Source organism: Anaerohalosphaera lusitana (assembly GCF_002007645.1).
Taxonomy (GTDB): domain Bacteria; phylum Planctomycetota; class Phycisphaerae; order Sedimentisphaerales; family Anaerohalosphaeraceae; genus Anaerohalosphaera; species Anaerohalosphaera lusitana.
The window spans coordinates 3596126-3614016 of the sequence record NZ_CP019791.1; the positions used below are offsets into that span (position 1 = coordinate 3596126).

Below are 17891 nucleotides of genomic sequence, written 5' to 3' on the forward strand. Positions count from 1 at the left end.
CAAGAAATTTAATGTGCCAGCCGCATAATAAATCATTAATAACATGCTAACCGGCACCCATACGTGCGACATATCAGCTCGATCGACCGATCTTACTTCGATCAAGCCGCAAAACGGCCTGCCGGTAGATCGTTTCAGCGTCGGGCAGTGAGTCTTTTTGCTTCATACTATCTTTTTGAATGTTGTCAATGATATCCAGCCACAGCTCGATTCTGTAGGGATGGAGATCATCAGGTAGAAAGCGTCCAAACTTTTCAACAAATTCGTCGCCGGCCATCAGTTTACGTCTAAGCGTGTCTGCGTTGGTCTGGGTACTCTGCATCCATTTGATATTTTCCGTCATTTCGGTCTCGGTGGGTTCCCTGCCGAGCATTTCCAGGTATGCAGCGTTTATGACAGCCTTGACTTCAAACTCGCCATATTTGTAGATGCGATAGCCGAGATCGTTGGTGTCGCCATGGTTGCAGCGGAGCAAGTGTAATAGATGTTTTTGGCAGGGTTGAAACTCTTCCTGCAGTTGGCAGTTTTCTATCCGGTCCGGATCAAAGAGGAATGGCCCCGGTTCGTCCGGGCGTTTGCGTGCGTTAAGCCCATCGGCCAAGCCGCTGTAGCTTGCGGTGCTTTTATTGCCGTAGACTTTGAAGTCTTCTACACCGTTAACAACGTAGCCGTAGCCTGCGGCCCCGCCTGCGACTGTGTTGCCGTGGACACTGGCACCTACCAGTATTCTGTCTTTCAAGTGCGGGACCCAGACGCCGGCTCCCATGGGGATCGCAATATGAATGCGGGAGCCGAATGCATCGATGTAGTTGTTTCGTACTGTCGTGTTTCGATAGCTGAAATGATTCGGGTCATCGAGCGGATACAGAAAACCGTCAACGAGGTTGATTGCGCCGAGTGATTCGCGAGATACGGATGCAATGACGTTGTTCTCTGCGATCGAACCGGGGGCTCCGTAGAAAACTATGCCGACATCTGTGGGATCGATGATCAAGTTGTTACGTACGATCGTGTTCTTCGCGGCACAGGAGATGGCATCGCCCCATGCGAACGGTACTTCGCGTTTTTCTCTTCCATTCCCTCTCGGTCCGGTTCCTGCGCCGAGAAAAATGTTGCCTTCGACCAGAATGTCCGCGGCACCTTCGTGCACTTTGAGAGTTGACCAGGTGCGGGTGCTCATGAAAACGTTGTTTCTGACGATTTGTCCCTCGGCTCCATTGCCGCCGAAAAACACAAGCGGCGGCTGTCCACCGCCGCCGGTGACATTTTCTTTTGCAACGGTTGAGAGCCGGTATCTGTTACCGTCGAGGGAAACATTTTCAAGGACTATGTTGTCTTTGTGGTTGCCGTCAAGAAGAAGCATCAGATCGGGAGACTTGATCCGCAGCGTGGCGTAATCAGAAATGGATTCCGCGTCTTTCGTCTTTATCGTTTGTCCGTCAAACTTGTAAACTAAGGTTTCATCAATTTCGTAAACAGTGTTTTTTTCAAGGACGAGGTCATTTCCGCTATCAAGAACAGCCTGGAGACCATCACCAGATCGGACAGAATGAGAAACACGAGAGCCGTCCTGGCATCCGCCATTCAAGCACAGTGCTAAGAACAATACTAAAACAATTGCTGGTTTACTTTTCATTATATTCCGTTTCATTGCGTCTTTCATTTATGTGAACTTTGAGGTCTGAGAACTAATAATTTCATGAAACTCGGCTGATCAGTCATGGCCTGATCGGCACTTTACCATTGTTTTTCTGTGGTTGGCCTGGCGTGCTTCGGCCTCGGTCGATGTAACTTTGCAGCAGGTTGGTCAGGCGGCGGACGATTTCAGGATGCTGGGCGTGCAGATTTTCGTTTTCGTCGATATCGCTGCTGAGGTCATATAGCTGAACCGGAGGCAGATCTTTTATCTTCGGGCTGCCGGGACGGGGCGGGCTCCAACCGCCGGAGCCGGGGCAGAGTATCAGTTTCCACTTACCCTGCCGGATCGAGAACGACCCGTTGACGGACTGGTGCACCGTTGCTTCGCGGAGGGGGCCGGTCGCGGTCCGCAAGAGGTTGGGGAGCATGCTGACGCTGTCTTCGGCGGCGCTGTCGGGGAGATCGATGCCGTTGATGTCTGCGGCGGTTGCCATAAGGTCGGTCAGGCAGGTGGTGTCGCTGCATCTGGTTTTCGCTTTGACTCGCTTTGGCCAGCGGGCGATGAAGGGCATTCGGTGGCCGCCTTCGTATATGTCCGCTTTGTGTCCGCGGAAGAGGTAGCTTGGGTCATGGCCGTATTCGGCTAATTCTTCAAAGTTGACGTGCGGAGCGCAGCCGTTGTCACTGGTGAAGATGAACAGGGTGTTCTCTTTGAGGCCGTTTCGTTTAAGGGCGCGCATGACCTGTCCGACCGTGTGATCAACCTGGAGAACAAAATCGCCGTATTCGTTGGTGCCGCTTTTGCCCCGGAACTGTTCGGTCGGCAGGATTGGGGTGTGCGGCGCGGGCAAGGCGAAATACAAGAAAAACGGTTTGTTCGATTCGCTGCGCTGGTCGATGTATGTGACCGCTTTTTCGGTCAAATCGGGGAGCACATCCTTGTGGACGAAGTCCGCGCCGGTTGGGCCTTCGCGCATGAGGAGTTTGCCTGTTTTGCCTTCGACGACGCGGTTCGGCGGTGCGGTCACCTTGTCGTTTTCCACGTAGACGTAGGGAGGGATGTCCAGGGAGGCGGGGAGGCAGAAGCTGTAGTCGAAGCCGTTGGTTGTGGGGCCTTGCTGGATCGGTTTGGTGAAGTCGATCTGTTCGGGGTTGTCGTCCTTCATCTGCCAGTGCCAGCCCAGGTGCCACTTGCCGATGCAGGCTGAGTGATAGCCGTAAGGCTTGAGCATGGAGGCGACGGTCATGCGATCTTTCTCGATCACTGGTGGTGAATCGCCCCAGATGCCGCCCTTTTTCAAACGGCTGCGCCAGCAGTATCGTCCGGTGAGGATGCCGTATCGGGTTGGTGTGCAGACGGCTGCACCGGCGTGGGCATCAGTGAAGATCATTCCTTCGGCGGCGAGCCGGTCCATGTTGGTTGTGTGAATCTTTGAATCTTTGTTCATGCAGGAAACGTCGCCGTAGCCCAGATCGTCGGCGAGGATGTAGACTATGTTGGGGCGGTCGCTGGCAGAAGAAGGCTTGTCGCTCGGGCCGGTCATTCCTGCACAACCGCTGAATGACGCTGCACCGACGGTTAGTGCACAATTTTTCAAAAAGGTACGTCGATTCATTCAAATTCCTTTTCAAATGTGTTTTTCCTCGTCGAATCCATTCCTGAGAAATGGATTGAGCGACATTAATAATTGTTACTGTGTTCTATCTCATCCATGACGGCCAGGGAGCATCGTCTTGCGTGTAAGGATTATCGGGGTAATTGCGATCATACTGCTGGTGCCATTTGAAACCCCAGAGTTCTTTGATATCCACCTTTCTCAAGGAGCCGTCCATAAAGACGATGTTGGTTTTTGTTCCGTGTCGAAGCAGCGTCAAGGCTCGCATTGAACCTCGGCCGTCATTAACACCAAACTCTTCTGAATTTGGTTCATCCGTGTGATGCGGCCAGACATCGACGGCGCTGGATTCGACAAAAAAAGGCACTTGTGAACGTTGCTTAACGTTAGTAAGTCTTCGCCAGAATGCTTCAGTCGGCAGCGGTGCGCCCCATGTGCCTTCGCTTGGGTCCATCAGCCAGGAGTTGGGCGCGTAACTTGACCAGAACCACTCGCCGTAATCGGGGTGATCCTCGTCAATTATCTTTCTGCCCCAGCATTCGTCGCGATCCTGCGGGAAGTAGCGACCGTCCGCGACCCAATCTGCCGCTGAGTTTATGTCCTGCTTTTTGTCGGCCTTGGCGCACAGCATGATGTCCGGCTGGTCCTCGTAATAAGGTCGCAGGGGCAAAAACCACCACTGGCCTCGCGGGTCATTTTGGCCGTCATCATCCCAATCGGCATCGGGGAACGTGTCGTTGTTGTCGTTTGTGTAAAACGACATCGCTATGTTCCATTGCCTCAAATTGGACCCACAGACTACTGCCATGGCACTTTCTTTTACTTTTTGCAAGGACGGCATAAGGATAGAGAGCAATAAGGCAATGATGGCGATAACAACGAGCAGCTCTATTAAAGTAAATGCTTTGTTTTTTCGTTTATATGCCAGCATAGCAAACCTCCTTAAGGCAAAGTCAATGCTTTACAATGTTCATTCATTCCAATGATCAAAGTTAACCTATGGCCGGGCTTTTGTCAATACAATATTCCCGCTAACTTGCCATATTACGGCCAATATGTATTTACATTTAAAATGACAAAAACTACGACCTGACGAGTTATTGCCGACCTGGTTGAAACTTATTCAGCTTAATGCCAAGCAGGATCTAGACCAATTTTCTAGCTTTGACCCCTTCATAATGCTTCGAATGGTTTTTTTTGAGCCATTCGAGGAGAGATTTGCGAAGTTCTTCCGCTTTGTCTGCGTACTGTTGCCGATCGGGGTTCTTGCCGAGAAGGTTGTTCATTTCGTGCGGATCCGAATTCAGGTCATACATGGCATTGAGAACTTTTGAGGTTTTGGAATAGGGTATCATCAACTTCCAGCCGTCCTTGACGATCATGTAGTTGGGTGATACGTCGCCTCTGTAGTCCCATTCGGTGACGACATACTGGCCGTGCTCGGAGTCGGTGCCCTCGATCAGGCCGCGGAGGCTTGTGCCATCGCAGTTTTGATTGCCTGCCTGGAGATAGTCAAGGATCGTTGGAAACAGGTCGATCAGCGAAACATATCCGTCTACAGTTGTATTGTTTTTGATGGCATTGGGGTAACTGATCATCAGGGGGATGTGGGCGGACTCTTCGTAGAATACGTTCTTTTCCCGCATGCCGTGGGCACCGAGCATTTCGCCGTGGTCGCTGGTGAAGATGACGAGGGTGTTGTCGGCGATGCCGTTGCGGTCGAGGGCTTTGAGGATTTCGCCTACCCAGTCGTCGATCTCTTTGACCAGTCCATAGTAATTGGAGATCATGTACTTGATCTTTTCTTTGTCGCGGTATTCGGAGAGGTGTCTTCTGCCGTTAGCGTTTGCGTAGGGGCTGTTTGACATGTCGTCGTGTATGCTGGCCGGGGGTTCCATGTCCTCTGCGGGGTACATGCTGTAGTATGGTTCAGTGGGAAGAATCGGTGAATGCGGGAAATGGAAGGAGCAGGTTATGCTGAATGGCTTGTCCTTGAGCCGTTCAATGGCTTCGATGGTCTGTTTGGCCTGGAAAGCGGTCAGTGTGTTTTCTTTGTCCATGAGCAATTCGCCATGCTGATCGGGCTGGACGATGCGCATATCTTTGATTTTCAGTTGGTCCGGGTTTTTGCCATAGAGCTTATCAATTGGATCAGCCCTGTAGGGCCTGTTGGACATATTATCGCGGAACTGGCCGGGCTTGAGATTGCCTTTGGGCTCTTTGCCCTTGAGATAATCGAGCCAGACGTATTTCTGGCCGCCGTGATTGAAGATGGAATGTCCTTCTTTGGATTCGCTCAGGGGGTTTTTGTAGATATCGGTGTGAGAGGAGAGGCTGTGCCACTTGCCGTAGTATTCGCAATGGTAGCCGCGATCGGTCAGGATCTCATCGAATGTGGGCATCGGCATCAGGCCTGTTTTCTCGGGGTAATAGGCCAGGCTGTTGGTGCGCATTTTGGTGTTCTCGACTGTACAGCCGGTGAGAACCGAGGAACGAGCTGGGCAGCAGACGGCACAGGGTGAATAAGCGTTTTTGAAGTAGGCGCCCTGTTTGGCCAGTCGGTCGAGGTTGGGCGTTTCGAGCACATCGTTACCTGCAATGCTCAGAGCGTCATAACGCTGCTGATCGGTCATGATGAAGAGCAGATTGGTTTTTTTGCGGCTGTTTTGTGAGATTTCGGCAGCGCGGGCAAGGCCGGTCAAAGCTGGAACTGCGGCGGAAGTTGCGGCTGCCTTTAAGAAGTCTCTTCTGTTGGGCATGTAATTTTTCATTGAAACTATCTCCTGGAACATGTCAATGTATTTTGGCAGTAACGAAATTTATATTCTCGATTTTTGTAATGGGTTTTGTCATGACGCAAAAAATCAGCGGCCACCATCGTGTGCCATTAGAACGTCCGATTGCATATCATCGGCGAAGCAGTTTGCCGGCCCTTCCCGCCAGCCGCAGGTAAAAATCACTCGGAAGCCCATCATATGTCAGAAATTTTGATCCGCCGGTTGTGGGAGGATTGTTCGAGCATTTGAAAATAGCAGTGGCCTCGTCTACCTCATCAAACATTGCAATATACAGCATTTCACAGCCGGCCTTTTTCACGGCAAGGACCTGCGACCAGAAAAACTTACCTTTGAGGCGGGGAATAGAATCGAGTTCGGCTCCTTTGAGGTTGTGCCAACTGAATCCGGGGAACACGACCGGCATATATCCGACCCCATGTTCTTTGGCCCAGACAGCGTCCGGCCGCCAGTATTTTTTCGCATGGCGTTCCACTCCGGGCAAATCGCCGAAACGACCGACGCTCCAGGGGCTCAGCACATCGGCCATTAACAGCAGATCGTGAAGTTTGGGGTTCTGCAAGGCGTCATTGTTCTGTTCGCGCCAGCCGGTGGCTATTCCCAGCATAACACTGCATCCATCGGCCTTGAATTTCTTGACCAGTTGCCTGCATTGCTCAAAGCCTGGTCGGCGCTTGATCTGGTTGTTAAAACCAACGCCCCATATGGCAACCAGCGGTTTGCCATTATAGTGCTGAAATGCCGGGTCCTCGGTAATGTGCATTTTATCTCGGAGCATACGCCAGTCATCAAACACGCGAGTGATTGCTTCGTCCGGAATTCCGGTAAGATCGTACATGATCGTATAGGTACGACCATATCGGTTAGCGCCTTCTCTTGCACTGGAGAGCACCACGTCCTTGTGATATCGCATGGTTTTGTCATGGAGGCCGTTAGCGAACCGCTGAACGAAAGCGCCGTCGATACCATAATCCTGCATCCATTTGAAATGCCGCAGCACGGTTTTGCGATTATGTGAACTGAATGTTTTAGCCGGTGTTCCGTCGGCATGAAAAAAGCCGGTGGTATAGAGCTCATCATCGTCATATTCTGAAACATCCGGCCACAGGTCGACGGCGATATTATTCGGCTCAAACGGTTTATTACGGTTTTTGGCCCAATGGGTCCAACCGAGGTTTGCCCCATCTCCTTCGCAGTTAAACCAACCCTGGTAGCCTGTCATAACTTTGCCTTTCAATGTGCTCGGGTCGGAGCCAGGTACAGATGGGCCGTCATACGGTCTGAGAGGATCGCGGTTTTCTGCACTCACCGCGGCGGAACCGGAAGCAGAGCCGTCTTCGCAGTAACCAAAGCCGCAAAGGCAGATGATAAAAAAGCCTATAAAGGTCAATCTGTTTTTATGAGACATCATGATTAAATCTTCCATGTATTTTCGAGTAAGATGTTTTTTTGCTGAATGCCTGTTTGCTGCAGTCTGCTCAATTTTGCTTTAACTTACCGTTACATGTGCCGTTCAAACCCTCAGTAACCATAAAGCTCTTTTCAATCTCCTGGCGTAAGATATCGAGGTACAGATAACCGTAGTCATAATAGGTCTGGCCGCCGGTGTAGTACGTGCCCGATTCGGAATCGTCCGTTTTGCTGGGGGGTGCAGTTCCGGAGGTTGCCTCGATCTGGGTGTCCTCGTACCACTCGTTGAAACTTGTGACCATGATGATGTTGTCGCACGAAGGGTCGGTATTGGGGATTGCGGCCTTGCGTATCATGGCTCTGAAAATGTCTCCAGGCTGGGAATCGGGCGTGTCGGTGAAGTAACGGGCCCGGCCGGGGTGCCCATCCCGAACAGCAGTGTCATTGTAGCCGGGGGCGATCGCAGGGATGAAGGCTGTTCCCACGCTGTTGGCGGCTTGTTTTGCCTGTTGGTAATTGTGGGCTAGAAACTGCACGGCTTTTTGCGTGCCGCCCAACTTGCTGATCGATTGGCCGTAGACATCGTAGGCGGTTACGGCGTCGAAGTTTTTTGCCCATTCGGATTTGTAAACGCTGGTGGAGTCGCCGTAGAATACGTCATCGCCTACGAGGTAGATTTCGGGGAGTTCGCGGCGCATCTGCTCGAGTGCATCTGCGCCCCTACCGCGGAAATAGACCCGGGAGAGATATACGAACACGACGGGTCTGCCGTTTATCTTCAAATAGTTCGGATTATCGAAGTATTGATCCTTGAGATATCGCATGTCGTCCATCCAGTTGCTGTAGTCGGGATTTTTGAAACTCCCGAATCGGCCTGTCGATTCATACAGGATCGCATACTTTAGTTTCGAAGCTTCCGGGTGGGTCAGGATATGATCCTTGAAGTTGCGGTCCGTGGACTCATCAGGGCCCCACCAGCTAACGGCCCAGAATTCAATGCCGGCCCGGACGCTCTGCTCGATATGCTCGGCGATGACACTGGGATTTCGTGAATCATAGAGGCCGGCTTTGGGTATCTGCGGAGTTCTGAGGTGCAGACGCATTGCCTGTTTCCACTTGTGTTTGGACCTGATGTACCAGGGATAATAATATGTTCCCACGGAGATCTTGGCGGGTGCATCCGCCACGGGCTCAGGTATTTTTTCGGCCATTAGATTCCAACAAAATAATCCAAAGAATAATATTAATATGACAGTTCGCTCATAAAAACTTCTTTTTGTTTGAATCATCGTCTTTCCCTACACCGGTTTGACCCCATTGGTCGTTATCTTTATTTACTGCAAGCTCAGCATCGTAAGCTTCTGTGTCTTCGTAAAAGTTTTCTCTGGGAAGCTGTCTGTACCAGAACAGGTACATGCCGCCCAATGCAAATGCCAAGATGATGCCTGCACCGACAAACTCCTTGAAATTGCCGATAACCAGCAGGACCGGCACGAGCAGGATCAGGTAATGCCAGGCAAGTACAAAGGGCAATGAAATGATATCGAAGAAATGCTCCCGGCTGACTTTCTTGCGGGTTTGGGGATCCAGTTTTTGCTTGAGATTGGGCCAGAGGCCAAACGGCTTGGTTTTCATGTAAAAGTTATACAAGATGTTCTGATCCATGGGCCTGGTCGCCAGGGTGCCGATTATAGATCCGGCCAGACTGAGAGAGCCAGTGAGGACAAATTGCCACAGCTCTGACATATCCGGCCAGAAGATGCGCTGCACGATGGCACTGCCGACCCCCATTGCCATGCCGATGGTAAAACCCCAGCCGTTGTAACGTTCCCAGTAAAACTTAATTGCGCTGGGTACGAAGAAGCCGGTTCCCAGGGCCATCATAAGCCAACCCCAGATGTCGTTGATGTTTTTGACGGTGAAGGCCATGAAGTATCCGATCAAACCAATGGCGACGGTGCCGAGCCAACTGATGCGAATCAGCTCTTTGGTACTTGCATTTGGTCTGAAGAAGCCCTGGTACAGGTCTCGTGTGATCAGGCCAACGGCCCAGTTGACATTTCCGTCGAACGTGGACATGCAAGCGGAGGTCAGGGCGATGAGCAAGAGGCCCTTGAGACCGATCGGGATCGCATTCATGATCACAACAGGCAGAATGCGTTCGGGATTGATGGTGCCATGGAAGCTGGTCAACCGGATCTGTTCTGGCCAGGTGGACCCCAGTAAGTCCCGAAGCTGTGTCACGAGCTGCGGATATTCGGTAGGATGTTTGATGATCTCACTGACTGTGTGTTCCCATTGCTGATGAGTGACAGTGGTGAAGGTGTTCTTGATCATCATCTCCGCTTCGGCGAGAAGTGCCGTGTCCGGTATGTTCTGGTGTACAAAATATATACCGAGAACCGCAAATCCGATCATCATCGGCCAGCGAAAGGCCATCAAGCTTGTCCAGAGAAAAGTCAGGGTGCCGCATTCGCGGTCGTTTCGAGCGCCGAAATACTTTGGCTCACCGCCGCCGCCCAATCCATTTATGACGCTCTTGAGAAGATAGAACATTGCCATCAGGGTGAGGAAATTGTAGTTTCCGTATCCTTCGGGCATGTCGACCTTCCAGTGGGGAACGGAGCTGGTCCATTCCTGCACTCCGGAGATGCTGGTTGCCAGGCCTGGGAAATTGGGATCGAACCAGGTTTTCTGGATTGCCAGAACGCTCACAACCAGCACGGCGGCAATGATGATCAGTCCCTGGAACAAGTCAGTGAAGACGACACCGTAGAAACCGGAGGCGGCTGTATATGCACATGCGATCAAGATAACAACCAGTGAGCAGGCCTGGGGACTGTAAGGCAGGAAGGTGGAAAAGAATATGCCAACGCCTTTTGCGAGGTAAATAACCATGCCGATTGTGAAGATCTGCATTGCGATGGCTGTGATGATCCGTGCAGCCTTGCCGTCCGGGCCGTTACCGAAGCGGAATATCATCCACTCGGCTCCGGTGATACATCCGCTGCGTCGATGCCATTTCCCGGCCCAGATCAGAACGACGGCCATATGGATAGCAAGCCCGCCGCGAAGCTCGATCAGCATGCCCTTGGGGCCGAGCATGTAAAGGAATGAGATGATAACCGCGGTGCCCGTGATGTCGACAAATTGAGTGAAACCAGCAATGCCGAGCAGCCAACCCGGCAATCTTCGGCCGCCAATGAAATAATCCTCTATGCTGTTGGAGGCTTTTTTCTGTAGATAGACTCCGATTCCCATCAAGATGATGAAATAGCCTGCAATCAGAATATAGTCAATCGGCGTTAAAAGTGTGCTCAATATTAACCTCACTTCCGTGTCAATCAGAAACACTGTCGCGTCTATATATAGACATTTCCCGACAATGCCTCCGGTAATGTTTAATTACACATTTACTCGAAGTCAGTGTACAAGGAATTCCAGCGTCTTAATCTCCTTGGGCCTTATTTCAAGATTACACCAGCCAGCCTCGTCCAGTGCAAGTTCTTTTTCGGGTAGTTCTTCCAGGTTCACGGTCCGTGCCCTTGTCCAGGGCTGCTTACCGGTGCCTGGGAGAGCCATTTCGTTCTTGAGTCTTTCAATGGGGCTTGGTGACGATGGGAAATCAGCCATTCCACCGTTGAGCCGTATTTTAGTCCGGATAGCTGCTGAGGAGGGATTGAACAGACGGACGACCCATCCGCTGCCTTGCTCGCTTTGTTTGACGGCAGAGACGGCGATACGCTCATCGGAAATCTCAAGGAAGGACTTTTTGAGCGGTTCTGTGCCATTTTCGGTCGGAGCGGTCTGGCCTATGACCAGCGGCAGGTTGAACTTTTCAGCAGCATTCCAGAGGTCAGCTTTTTCCCAGTCGCCCTGGTGGGGCATGACTGCATAGTGGAACTTATGTCTGCCGAGGCACTGCGAGCTCTTGTCGATCTGACTGTAGTCGGTCATTTCCTGGGTGACGCAGATACGCAGCGGGAAACAGCGAAGCAGTGTGAGGCGCAGTTCGGGCTGAGTCTGATCGGTCGCTTCGTAGGCTTTCATGCCCTCGTTCAAGAGTGCAAGGCCGTGGGTTCCGTCGGAGATATCGATAAATGAGTTCATGGGCTGTTCGGCCTGCGGGGTCTCGAGGCAGTTATCCGAGTATGTGATCTTGACGGGGCGTTCGGCTACGTCAAACTGGCTTTGGGCGAAGGTGGTATCGGCCGTGATGCCGCTTGGGAAGGCGACCTGGAGGTGGTGATCTTCGACGGTGTTGTCGACTTCGGTCACGATGTCTACCCATGACTGGCCCTTGCGCAGCGTGATCGTGTTTTCGATATGGACGGTTTTGAAGTGCCTGCTGCGGGCACTATCATCGGCGGTACGGCAGGCAGGCAGCGACCAGTCGATAGCAATTTGATAGACGGTTTCGAGGGCGCCTTCGCGAATCAGGGTGATCTGTGCGCTTTCGTTTATTGTCGTAAAGTCCTGCTTAGCTTCAACATCCCGGTGCTGCCAGGGGTCGCCGACTTCGGCTGTGTCGGTGAAGTATCCCATGCGTTCGAACACTTTTCCGGTTCGCTTGTCGGTAATCGTCATTGTGCCGTTGCCTTGGATGGCTACGCGGAGGTATTCGTTTTCCATCGTGTTGGTGCCTGTGACCATTGTGGCGGGCCGGGGCTGAACGGTATCCTCTGCGCTGATCGGCCGGACGAAGAAAGTCGTGTAGCCGGCTGGGGGGATATTCTTCAGCGCGGCCCTGGCGCGGTATTGTGTGGTCAGGAAATTGTTGGCTGTGTCGTTGGGTGACTGAACGACCTGGAACGATTCGGAGGATCCGAGCACCTGCACATCGGCCTTGCGTCCGTGTACGTCCACGATCTCGAATGAGCCGGACCCGGCTTCACGCGGGATCTCGAGGTTCAGCGAGACGACTTCGTCTCGCTTGAATGGGGCGGGGTTGTAGACCAGCAAGGCGATGGACTCGTCTTCATGTGCGGCGTAGTCGAGGGTGCCGGCAATATCGAGCAGAGCCCGTTCGGAGACGCAGCCGGCGATCTCGCGACACTGGCGGGTGCGGAAAAGCATGTCCTCACTGACAACGGCACGGCTGCAACCGCCGATGGAATCGTGGCCGTGGTTCTGCAGCAGCCATTCGTATGCGTGGGCGAGGAACTGCTGGGGGTATTCTGCGCCGAGCATGGAAGCGTAAACGGCCAGCGGTTCGGCGTACCGGATCAGCTCTCGTTCGGTCCTGAAGTTGTCCATCTTGATGTCCATGCGAGCCGAGATCACTCCGCCGAACAGCGGGCTGGTGGCCTTGGAGTCGGAATAGTATCGCATCTCGCCCTTGCAGACGGGCAGGTCGTCGAGATTGACGTTTTCAAGGACCTGTTTCTGGAACTCTTCGAAGGTGCTGTGGATCACTTCGGCGTTGCCCTGGAGGGCCTTATTGCAGTCCTCGATCATCCTGACCTCTCGGATGTCGGGGCAGGAAGAATCGTGGCCGCAGGACCAGAAACGGTGGGGAGTTGTCCAGTCGCCGTCCTGTTCCTGCATGGCCTGTTTGGCGCGGGCGGGGATCGATGCTGGGTCGTAGCCGAATTTGGGACGAGCGTACTGAGCGTCGAATTGGCTGTAAAGGTCGCCGACGAATTTGAAGGGACCGTTGCCGGAGTTCCAGGGAACGACGCGGCTGTCCTCGTCTTGCTGCTGCCAGTATGCGGGACGCTGGATGACGTACCAGACATTGTATCGCGGGCGCATGGAGAGACGGGAGCCGACGATACGGGTGCCGTCAGCCCCCTGCCATATGTATTCTGAGTTGGGGGACTGTTCGGTGTTGACGCCTCTGTAGAATGCCGCGAACTCGATGCCGAATGATTTGTAGATCTGCGGCATCTGGGATATCTGTCCCCAGCCGAACGGAGAGTAGCCGGTCTTGCTGACATGGCCCATTTCGCCGGCAATCTTGTGGCCGAGCAGGAGGTTGCGGATGAGGGATTCGCCAGCCACGGAGAATTCATCCGGCAGGCAGAACCAGGGGCCGACGAGAAGTTTTTTGTCCTTGATGAGCTGTCGGACGGTTTGCTCTTTTTCGGGTCGGATCTCAAGATAGTCGCGAAGAGGGATAGTCTGGGAGTCGAGGTGGAACGACTTGAACTGCGGCTCCTTTTCGAAGATGTCCAACAGCATGTCCATCATGTACACGAGCATGTGTCTGGTTCGCTGCATCGAGAACCGCCACTCGCGGTCCCAATGGGTATTTGAAATGAAGTGACACTGCTGAAGAGGCTGCGTCTTGCTTATTTTGTTTATGAGTCCATGCGAGTATGGCTTTATTTTTTTTCTACCGGCTTGTTTGTTTTTACCACTTATTATTTCCATTATTTTAATCCCCGATGATTTTCAAAATCTGGTTTAAGTCATTGCAGTGATGATGGCAGAGTCCCAAGGTACCGCTTTGGGCGATATTGCCGCCTGCCAAGCCTACGACAGGGAAGTTTGCAAGGCGTATGGCACAAACTCCTGCGCTGCTGTCTTCGATACCTATGACCTGAGTATTATTCTGAGGCTCGATGCCCAGTCCCACGCGCGCGACTTCTGCGTAGAGCCACGGATGGGGCTTGGGTGAGAGTTCTCCTAAGGTTCCTACAGAGCCTTTTCTGAGCGGGAAGCCTGCTGTAATGATTGCGTCGTAGAATTCTTTTGGGTCGGGCATGTTCAGTGTCTTGAAGGCCGAGACTATCTCCGGCCAGGCCTTTTCGTACAGGCCTGAGGTCACCAGACCAATTTTTATCTTGCGTGATTTCAGTTCGCAGAGGAAGTTCTTTAGCCCCGGGGTGGGGACGAAGGCGTCTGTTCTGCCGCGACCGTTCATTATCTCGTTCATTTCGCGGTGGGTGTGTTCGAAGTAATAGTCGCGTGCCTGTTCGATCGTTTTGTCGGGGCAATACTTGTCAATACAGTATTGGAGGTGCTCGGAGACGCTGTGGCCCGAAACGAAGGGCAGGTCCTCGTCACTGAGCTCGAATTCGGGTTTGTCGAGGAGCGAAGCTGTGGTCATTTGAATGATCCAAATCCAGAAGCCTTCGCTTCGAACGCTTGTACCATCAAGGTCCATAAGCACCGCTCTGGTCGGCTTCTTTATTTCGACAGGCTGAATGGGGTAGTAGGCCGGGTAGCCCAACGCAGAATTTACGTAGGCGAGGACATGAGAATCAAAAAATATGAATTCCACTTTTCCGTCGCCGGTTTGGCAGATGTAGTTTACGCCACCGATGCCCGTATGAAATTTTGCATCGCTGGTCGAGGCGAGGGGCGCAAAGTCTTCGTTCTTTGCATTAGGGCCTAAGCAACGAATGTATTCTTCGCTGTTTAGAGATGCAAATGTTGTCATGTTTGAATGTTTATCTGACAGGCTTTTCATTTTAGTCGGCGATTGCAATTTGTTTGATAATTTCGACTTGCCATCTTTTTTCTACAACCATTCGTTTGAGAGGACCGCGAAATCCAGCAGGTCCACCCGGCCGTCCTTGGGCTGGGCGATATCGGCCGGTGAATCTTCCGTCAGCCAATCCTGAGCCAGGGAGGATACGTCCTGCAGGTCGACATCGTTGTCGCAATCCAGATCGGCCGGTCCAAGGCAGACAAGCAATTCCATTTCCGCAAGCTGAACAGCGATCGCGGTTGTAACGTCTGCGACTTCGGCGATCTCCAGTCGATAGATGTTATATGAGTCGGGGGTGTCAATTGAGAAACGGCGTCTCTGGAAGCGGCTGGTGAAGGTTTCGTCCGTTCTTGAATCCAGGATTTGCCACTGCAGGCCGCCGTCGTTGGAGCCAAGCAGGTTCCAGTCGCTGGGGTCGCGATCGGGGTGATCATTTGCGGAGGTGAGTGCGTAATCGGTCGCGGCTACGGTTGTGCCGTCGGCATACCGCCACTGGACCCAGCTATTGGTCGGTGAGAAGTCCAGCCACTTAGTTTGGGGGTCGCCGTCGAAGGCTTTGTCTGCGGTTTCGCCGTTGTCTGGATGTTCTCCTTTGGCCGAGGCGCCGATGGGAACTTGCGCGGGCGCTATGTCCAGGGTGGTCGTGGTGCTTGCGTTGAGATCGATATTTACATCCACGATGCGGTATTGATCACCGTCAAACTGCTGGTCGATCGTGCCGGCGGAAACGCCGTAAGTCGTGCCTTTGGGCATGACAAAGCGTACGCGTGCGCCGTTGATGGGGAAGCTGAACCGGTTTACAAACTCGGCGGAGTTGGTCGAGGCTGATCCGTCGTTGGGCTTGGTGTAGTTGAGTTCGAGATTTGACACCCATGTTGAGGGTGTATCCTGGTTTCCGCTGTAAAGTACGCTTGTAACAGAGTTTGTTCCTGAGGGTGTAGTGAATGTTCCGGCAGTGTTATTGACTTCGAACAAGTTGAATTCGAAGTGATCCCTGATCGAACGTGCTATGTATGCCACTTCAGGACTGCCGTCATCGAACGGATATGGGTTGCTCGTTCCCACATGGTGTTTGTCACCAGCGAGTACGAGGTCCAGAGGACTATGATCGTCAACGAACTCATGCATCTTGTCGTAGCAGTGACCAGCGGTTAAGAAGAAGTTGCCGCCTGAGCCTTGGCCGTTGAGCCAGGCGACGGCCTGGTCGATCTGGTACTGGTGGTTCTTTGCGCTGCTTGTTGAAACGGCCCAAGCATTGTTGAGGGGCATGAACCGGCCGTTGCCGTATTTGAAGCAGGAACTTTGCAGGCCCCAGTAATCGTTGAAGAAGTCAGCGTTCTCCTGCTCAGTTGCCTGCGGCCAGTCATTTGCGATCAGTGCATCGTGGTCACCAGGAACCAGGAAGGTCGCAGCGGAGGCGTCGGCCATTCCCTTGGTTCCGAGGGCATCGTTGCCCAGGAAATAGTAAACCTCTCTTTCCGGATGGTTTCGGACGTTGTACATGTTGTCGCCGGTCTCGATGATGATCTGGGCATCAATGATGTTTGCGATGTCGATCATAGCCGATTTGCGGGCCAGCAGAACGTCGGTGTCGTGGTTGTACTGGTAGAGGTGTCCGTCGGACATGTGCATTATGTAGTAGCTGTCTTTGTAGTCCGTTACCACCTTGACGGCGCCGTAAGAGGCGACGCTGCCTAATGATGTTCTCAGTACAAGGTCGTAGCGATCTGCCGGGGCGTTGGGTGGAACGGTGACTGTGATGCGGGTGTCATATCTGTTGCCGGACATCTGGTCGTAGACCCAGTTGCCGGTGACGGTGCTGTGGGATGGGTTAACAGTGTGGTACGGGCCCTGCAGTTCTACGGTGTTGACGATCTGTCCGGGGTCGGCGTCGAACCAGACGTCGAAAGCCTGGCCCGCTTTTGCGATGGCGGTAGTGGATCGCCAGGGGTAAACGATCTTACCGGCTGAACCGGTGGTTTGCGTTTTGAAGCTCCACGTGACGCCTTTCCATGGGCTGTCGGGGTGATCGGGGTTGATCTCGTCGACTCGCCAGTAGTAGGTCGTGTTCAGGTCGAGTGTGCCGGGGTCGAAGGTCGTTTCGGTCCGGCTGGCCTGGAACTCGGTTTGGTCGGGTGTGGGGTCGGTGCCGAAATAGACGTTGTGTGAGACTGCGTTGGCGCCGGCTGTCCAGGTGAGGTCAGTTATGGTGCTGACGCCGACTGCGCCGTTGCCGGGGGAGGGGTTGGCGGCTTTTTCGGGTGTGTTGGCAACGATCGTCGTTTTGCCGGGGGTGGTGATGTTGTAGTCGACGGACAGGGTGCCCAGGCCGTCGAAGCCGGTGAGCCGGCCGTCGGATATGTAGCTGTTGACGGTTGTGAGCGCGTCGCCATCGATCAACAGCTTGCCGGTGTCGGCTATGTCCATTGTACCGCCGGCTGAAATGGTGAGCGAGCTGCATGTTATGGTGCCGCCATTTAGCTGGACTCGGCCGGTGCCGCCGTTGGTGGCGAGGCCCAGGGTGCCGGTGACGATGAGCGTGCCTGCGGTCATGTTTATGCGGCCGGTGCCTTCTCTTCCAGCGGTGAGGCTAGAGCGACACGTGATGGTGCCTCCGCTGATGTTGAATACGCCTTCGTTGCTGGATCCGTAACCCAGAATGAACCAACTGTCGGTCGTGAGGGAGCCGCCGGTTATTGTGATACTGTCGGAGGAACTGGACCAGTCGCCGACGACGAGTTCTTTGGTCAAAGCAGTCGTGCCTGAGTCGATGACGGGGCCATCGCCGCCCTGCCGAATCGCTACCTTGTCGGTCGAATCGGGGACGCGATTTGTACCGGTGCTGTCCTGCCAGTTTGCGGAGTTGCGCCAGAGTCGGTCAGTGCCTGAATTGGTCCAGTCCACATCCGCAAAGGCGGTGCCGATAAGAAGGGACAGTGACACTATAGCTGTTGCAAATATTTGTATTTGCTTATTCATTGTCGGTTGCTCTGT

Annotated in this window: 10 protein-coding genes and 1 pseudogene; all 11 read right to left on the reverse strand. The window is 53.2% G+C overall.

The genetic code is table 11. The features are described from left to right. Positions 1-73 precede the first annotated feature (73 nt). Complete coding sequence (locus STSP2_RS14485) at positions 74-1636, reverse strand: right-handed parallel beta-helix repeat-containing protein (protein ID WP_169853246.1); 1563 nt, start codon at positions 1634-1636, stop codon at positions 74-76. A gap of 82 nt (positions 1637-1718) precedes the next feature. Then, positions 1719-3254 (reverse strand): sulfatase family protein, encoded by a 1536-nt coding sequence (locus STSP2_RS14490; RefSeq protein ID WP_169853247.1) that lies wholly within the window; start codon positions 3252-3254, stop codon positions 1719-1721. Positions 3255-3339: 85 nt separating this feature from the next. Next, positions 3340-4017, reverse strand: coding sequence for a hypothetical protein (locus STSP2_RS14495; RefSeq protein ID WP_236782713.1), 678 nt, complete (start codon positions 4015-4017; stop codon positions 3340-3342). An 84-nt stretch (positions 4018-4101) separates the two neighbouring features. Beyond that, positions 4102-4185, reverse strand: a pseudogene (locus tag STSP2_RS18150) (prepilin-type N-terminal cleavage/methylation domain-containing protein); the annotation flags it as partial. 214 nt (positions 4186-4399) lie between these two features. Beyond that, positions 4400-6025: a sulfatase-like hydrolase/transferase gene (locus STSP2_RS14500; RefSeq protein WP_169853248.1), complete on the reverse strand. Its 1626-nt coding sequence runs from the start codon at positions 6023-6025 to the stop codon at positions 4400-4402. A gap of 136 nt (positions 6026-6161) precedes the next feature. Further along, positions 6162-7460, reverse strand: coding sequence for a glycoside hydrolase family 99 protein (locus STSP2_RS14505; protein WP_146663452.1), 1299 nt, complete (start codon positions 7458-7460; stop codon positions 6162-6164). A 67-nt stretch (positions 7461-7527) separates the two neighbouring features. After that, positions 7528-8670, reverse strand: coding sequence for a glycoside hydrolase family 99-like domain-containing protein (locus STSP2_RS14510; RefSeq protein ID WP_169853249.1), 1143 nt, complete (start codon positions 8668-8670; stop codon positions 7528-7530). Positions 8671-8719: 49 nt separating this feature from the next. Beyond that, positions 8720-10780 (reverse strand): sodium:solute symporter family transporter, encoded by a 2061-nt coding sequence (locus STSP2_RS14515; RefSeq protein WP_169853250.1) that lies wholly within the window; start codon positions 10778-10780, stop codon positions 8720-8722. A 102-nt stretch (positions 10781-10882) separates the two neighbouring features. After that, positions 10883-13834, reverse strand: coding sequence for an alpha-mannosidase (locus STSP2_RS14520; RefSeq protein WP_146663455.1), 2952 nt, complete (start codon positions 13832-13834; stop codon positions 10883-10885). 4 nt (positions 13835-13838) lie between these two features. Then, positions 13839-14846 (reverse strand): HAD family hydrolase, encoded by a 1008-nt coding sequence (locus STSP2_RS14525; protein WP_146663456.1) that lies wholly within the window; start codon positions 14844-14846, stop codon positions 13839-13841. An 81-nt stretch (positions 14847-14927) separates the two neighbouring features. Further along, positions 14928-17876 carry a hypothetical protein gene (locus STSP2_RS14530; RefSeq protein ID WP_146663457.1) on the reverse strand — a complete coding sequence of 983 codons (2949 nt, stop codon included), beginning with the start codon at positions 17874-17876 and terminating at the stop codon, positions 14928-14930. Positions 17877-17891: the final 15 nt, after the last annotated feature.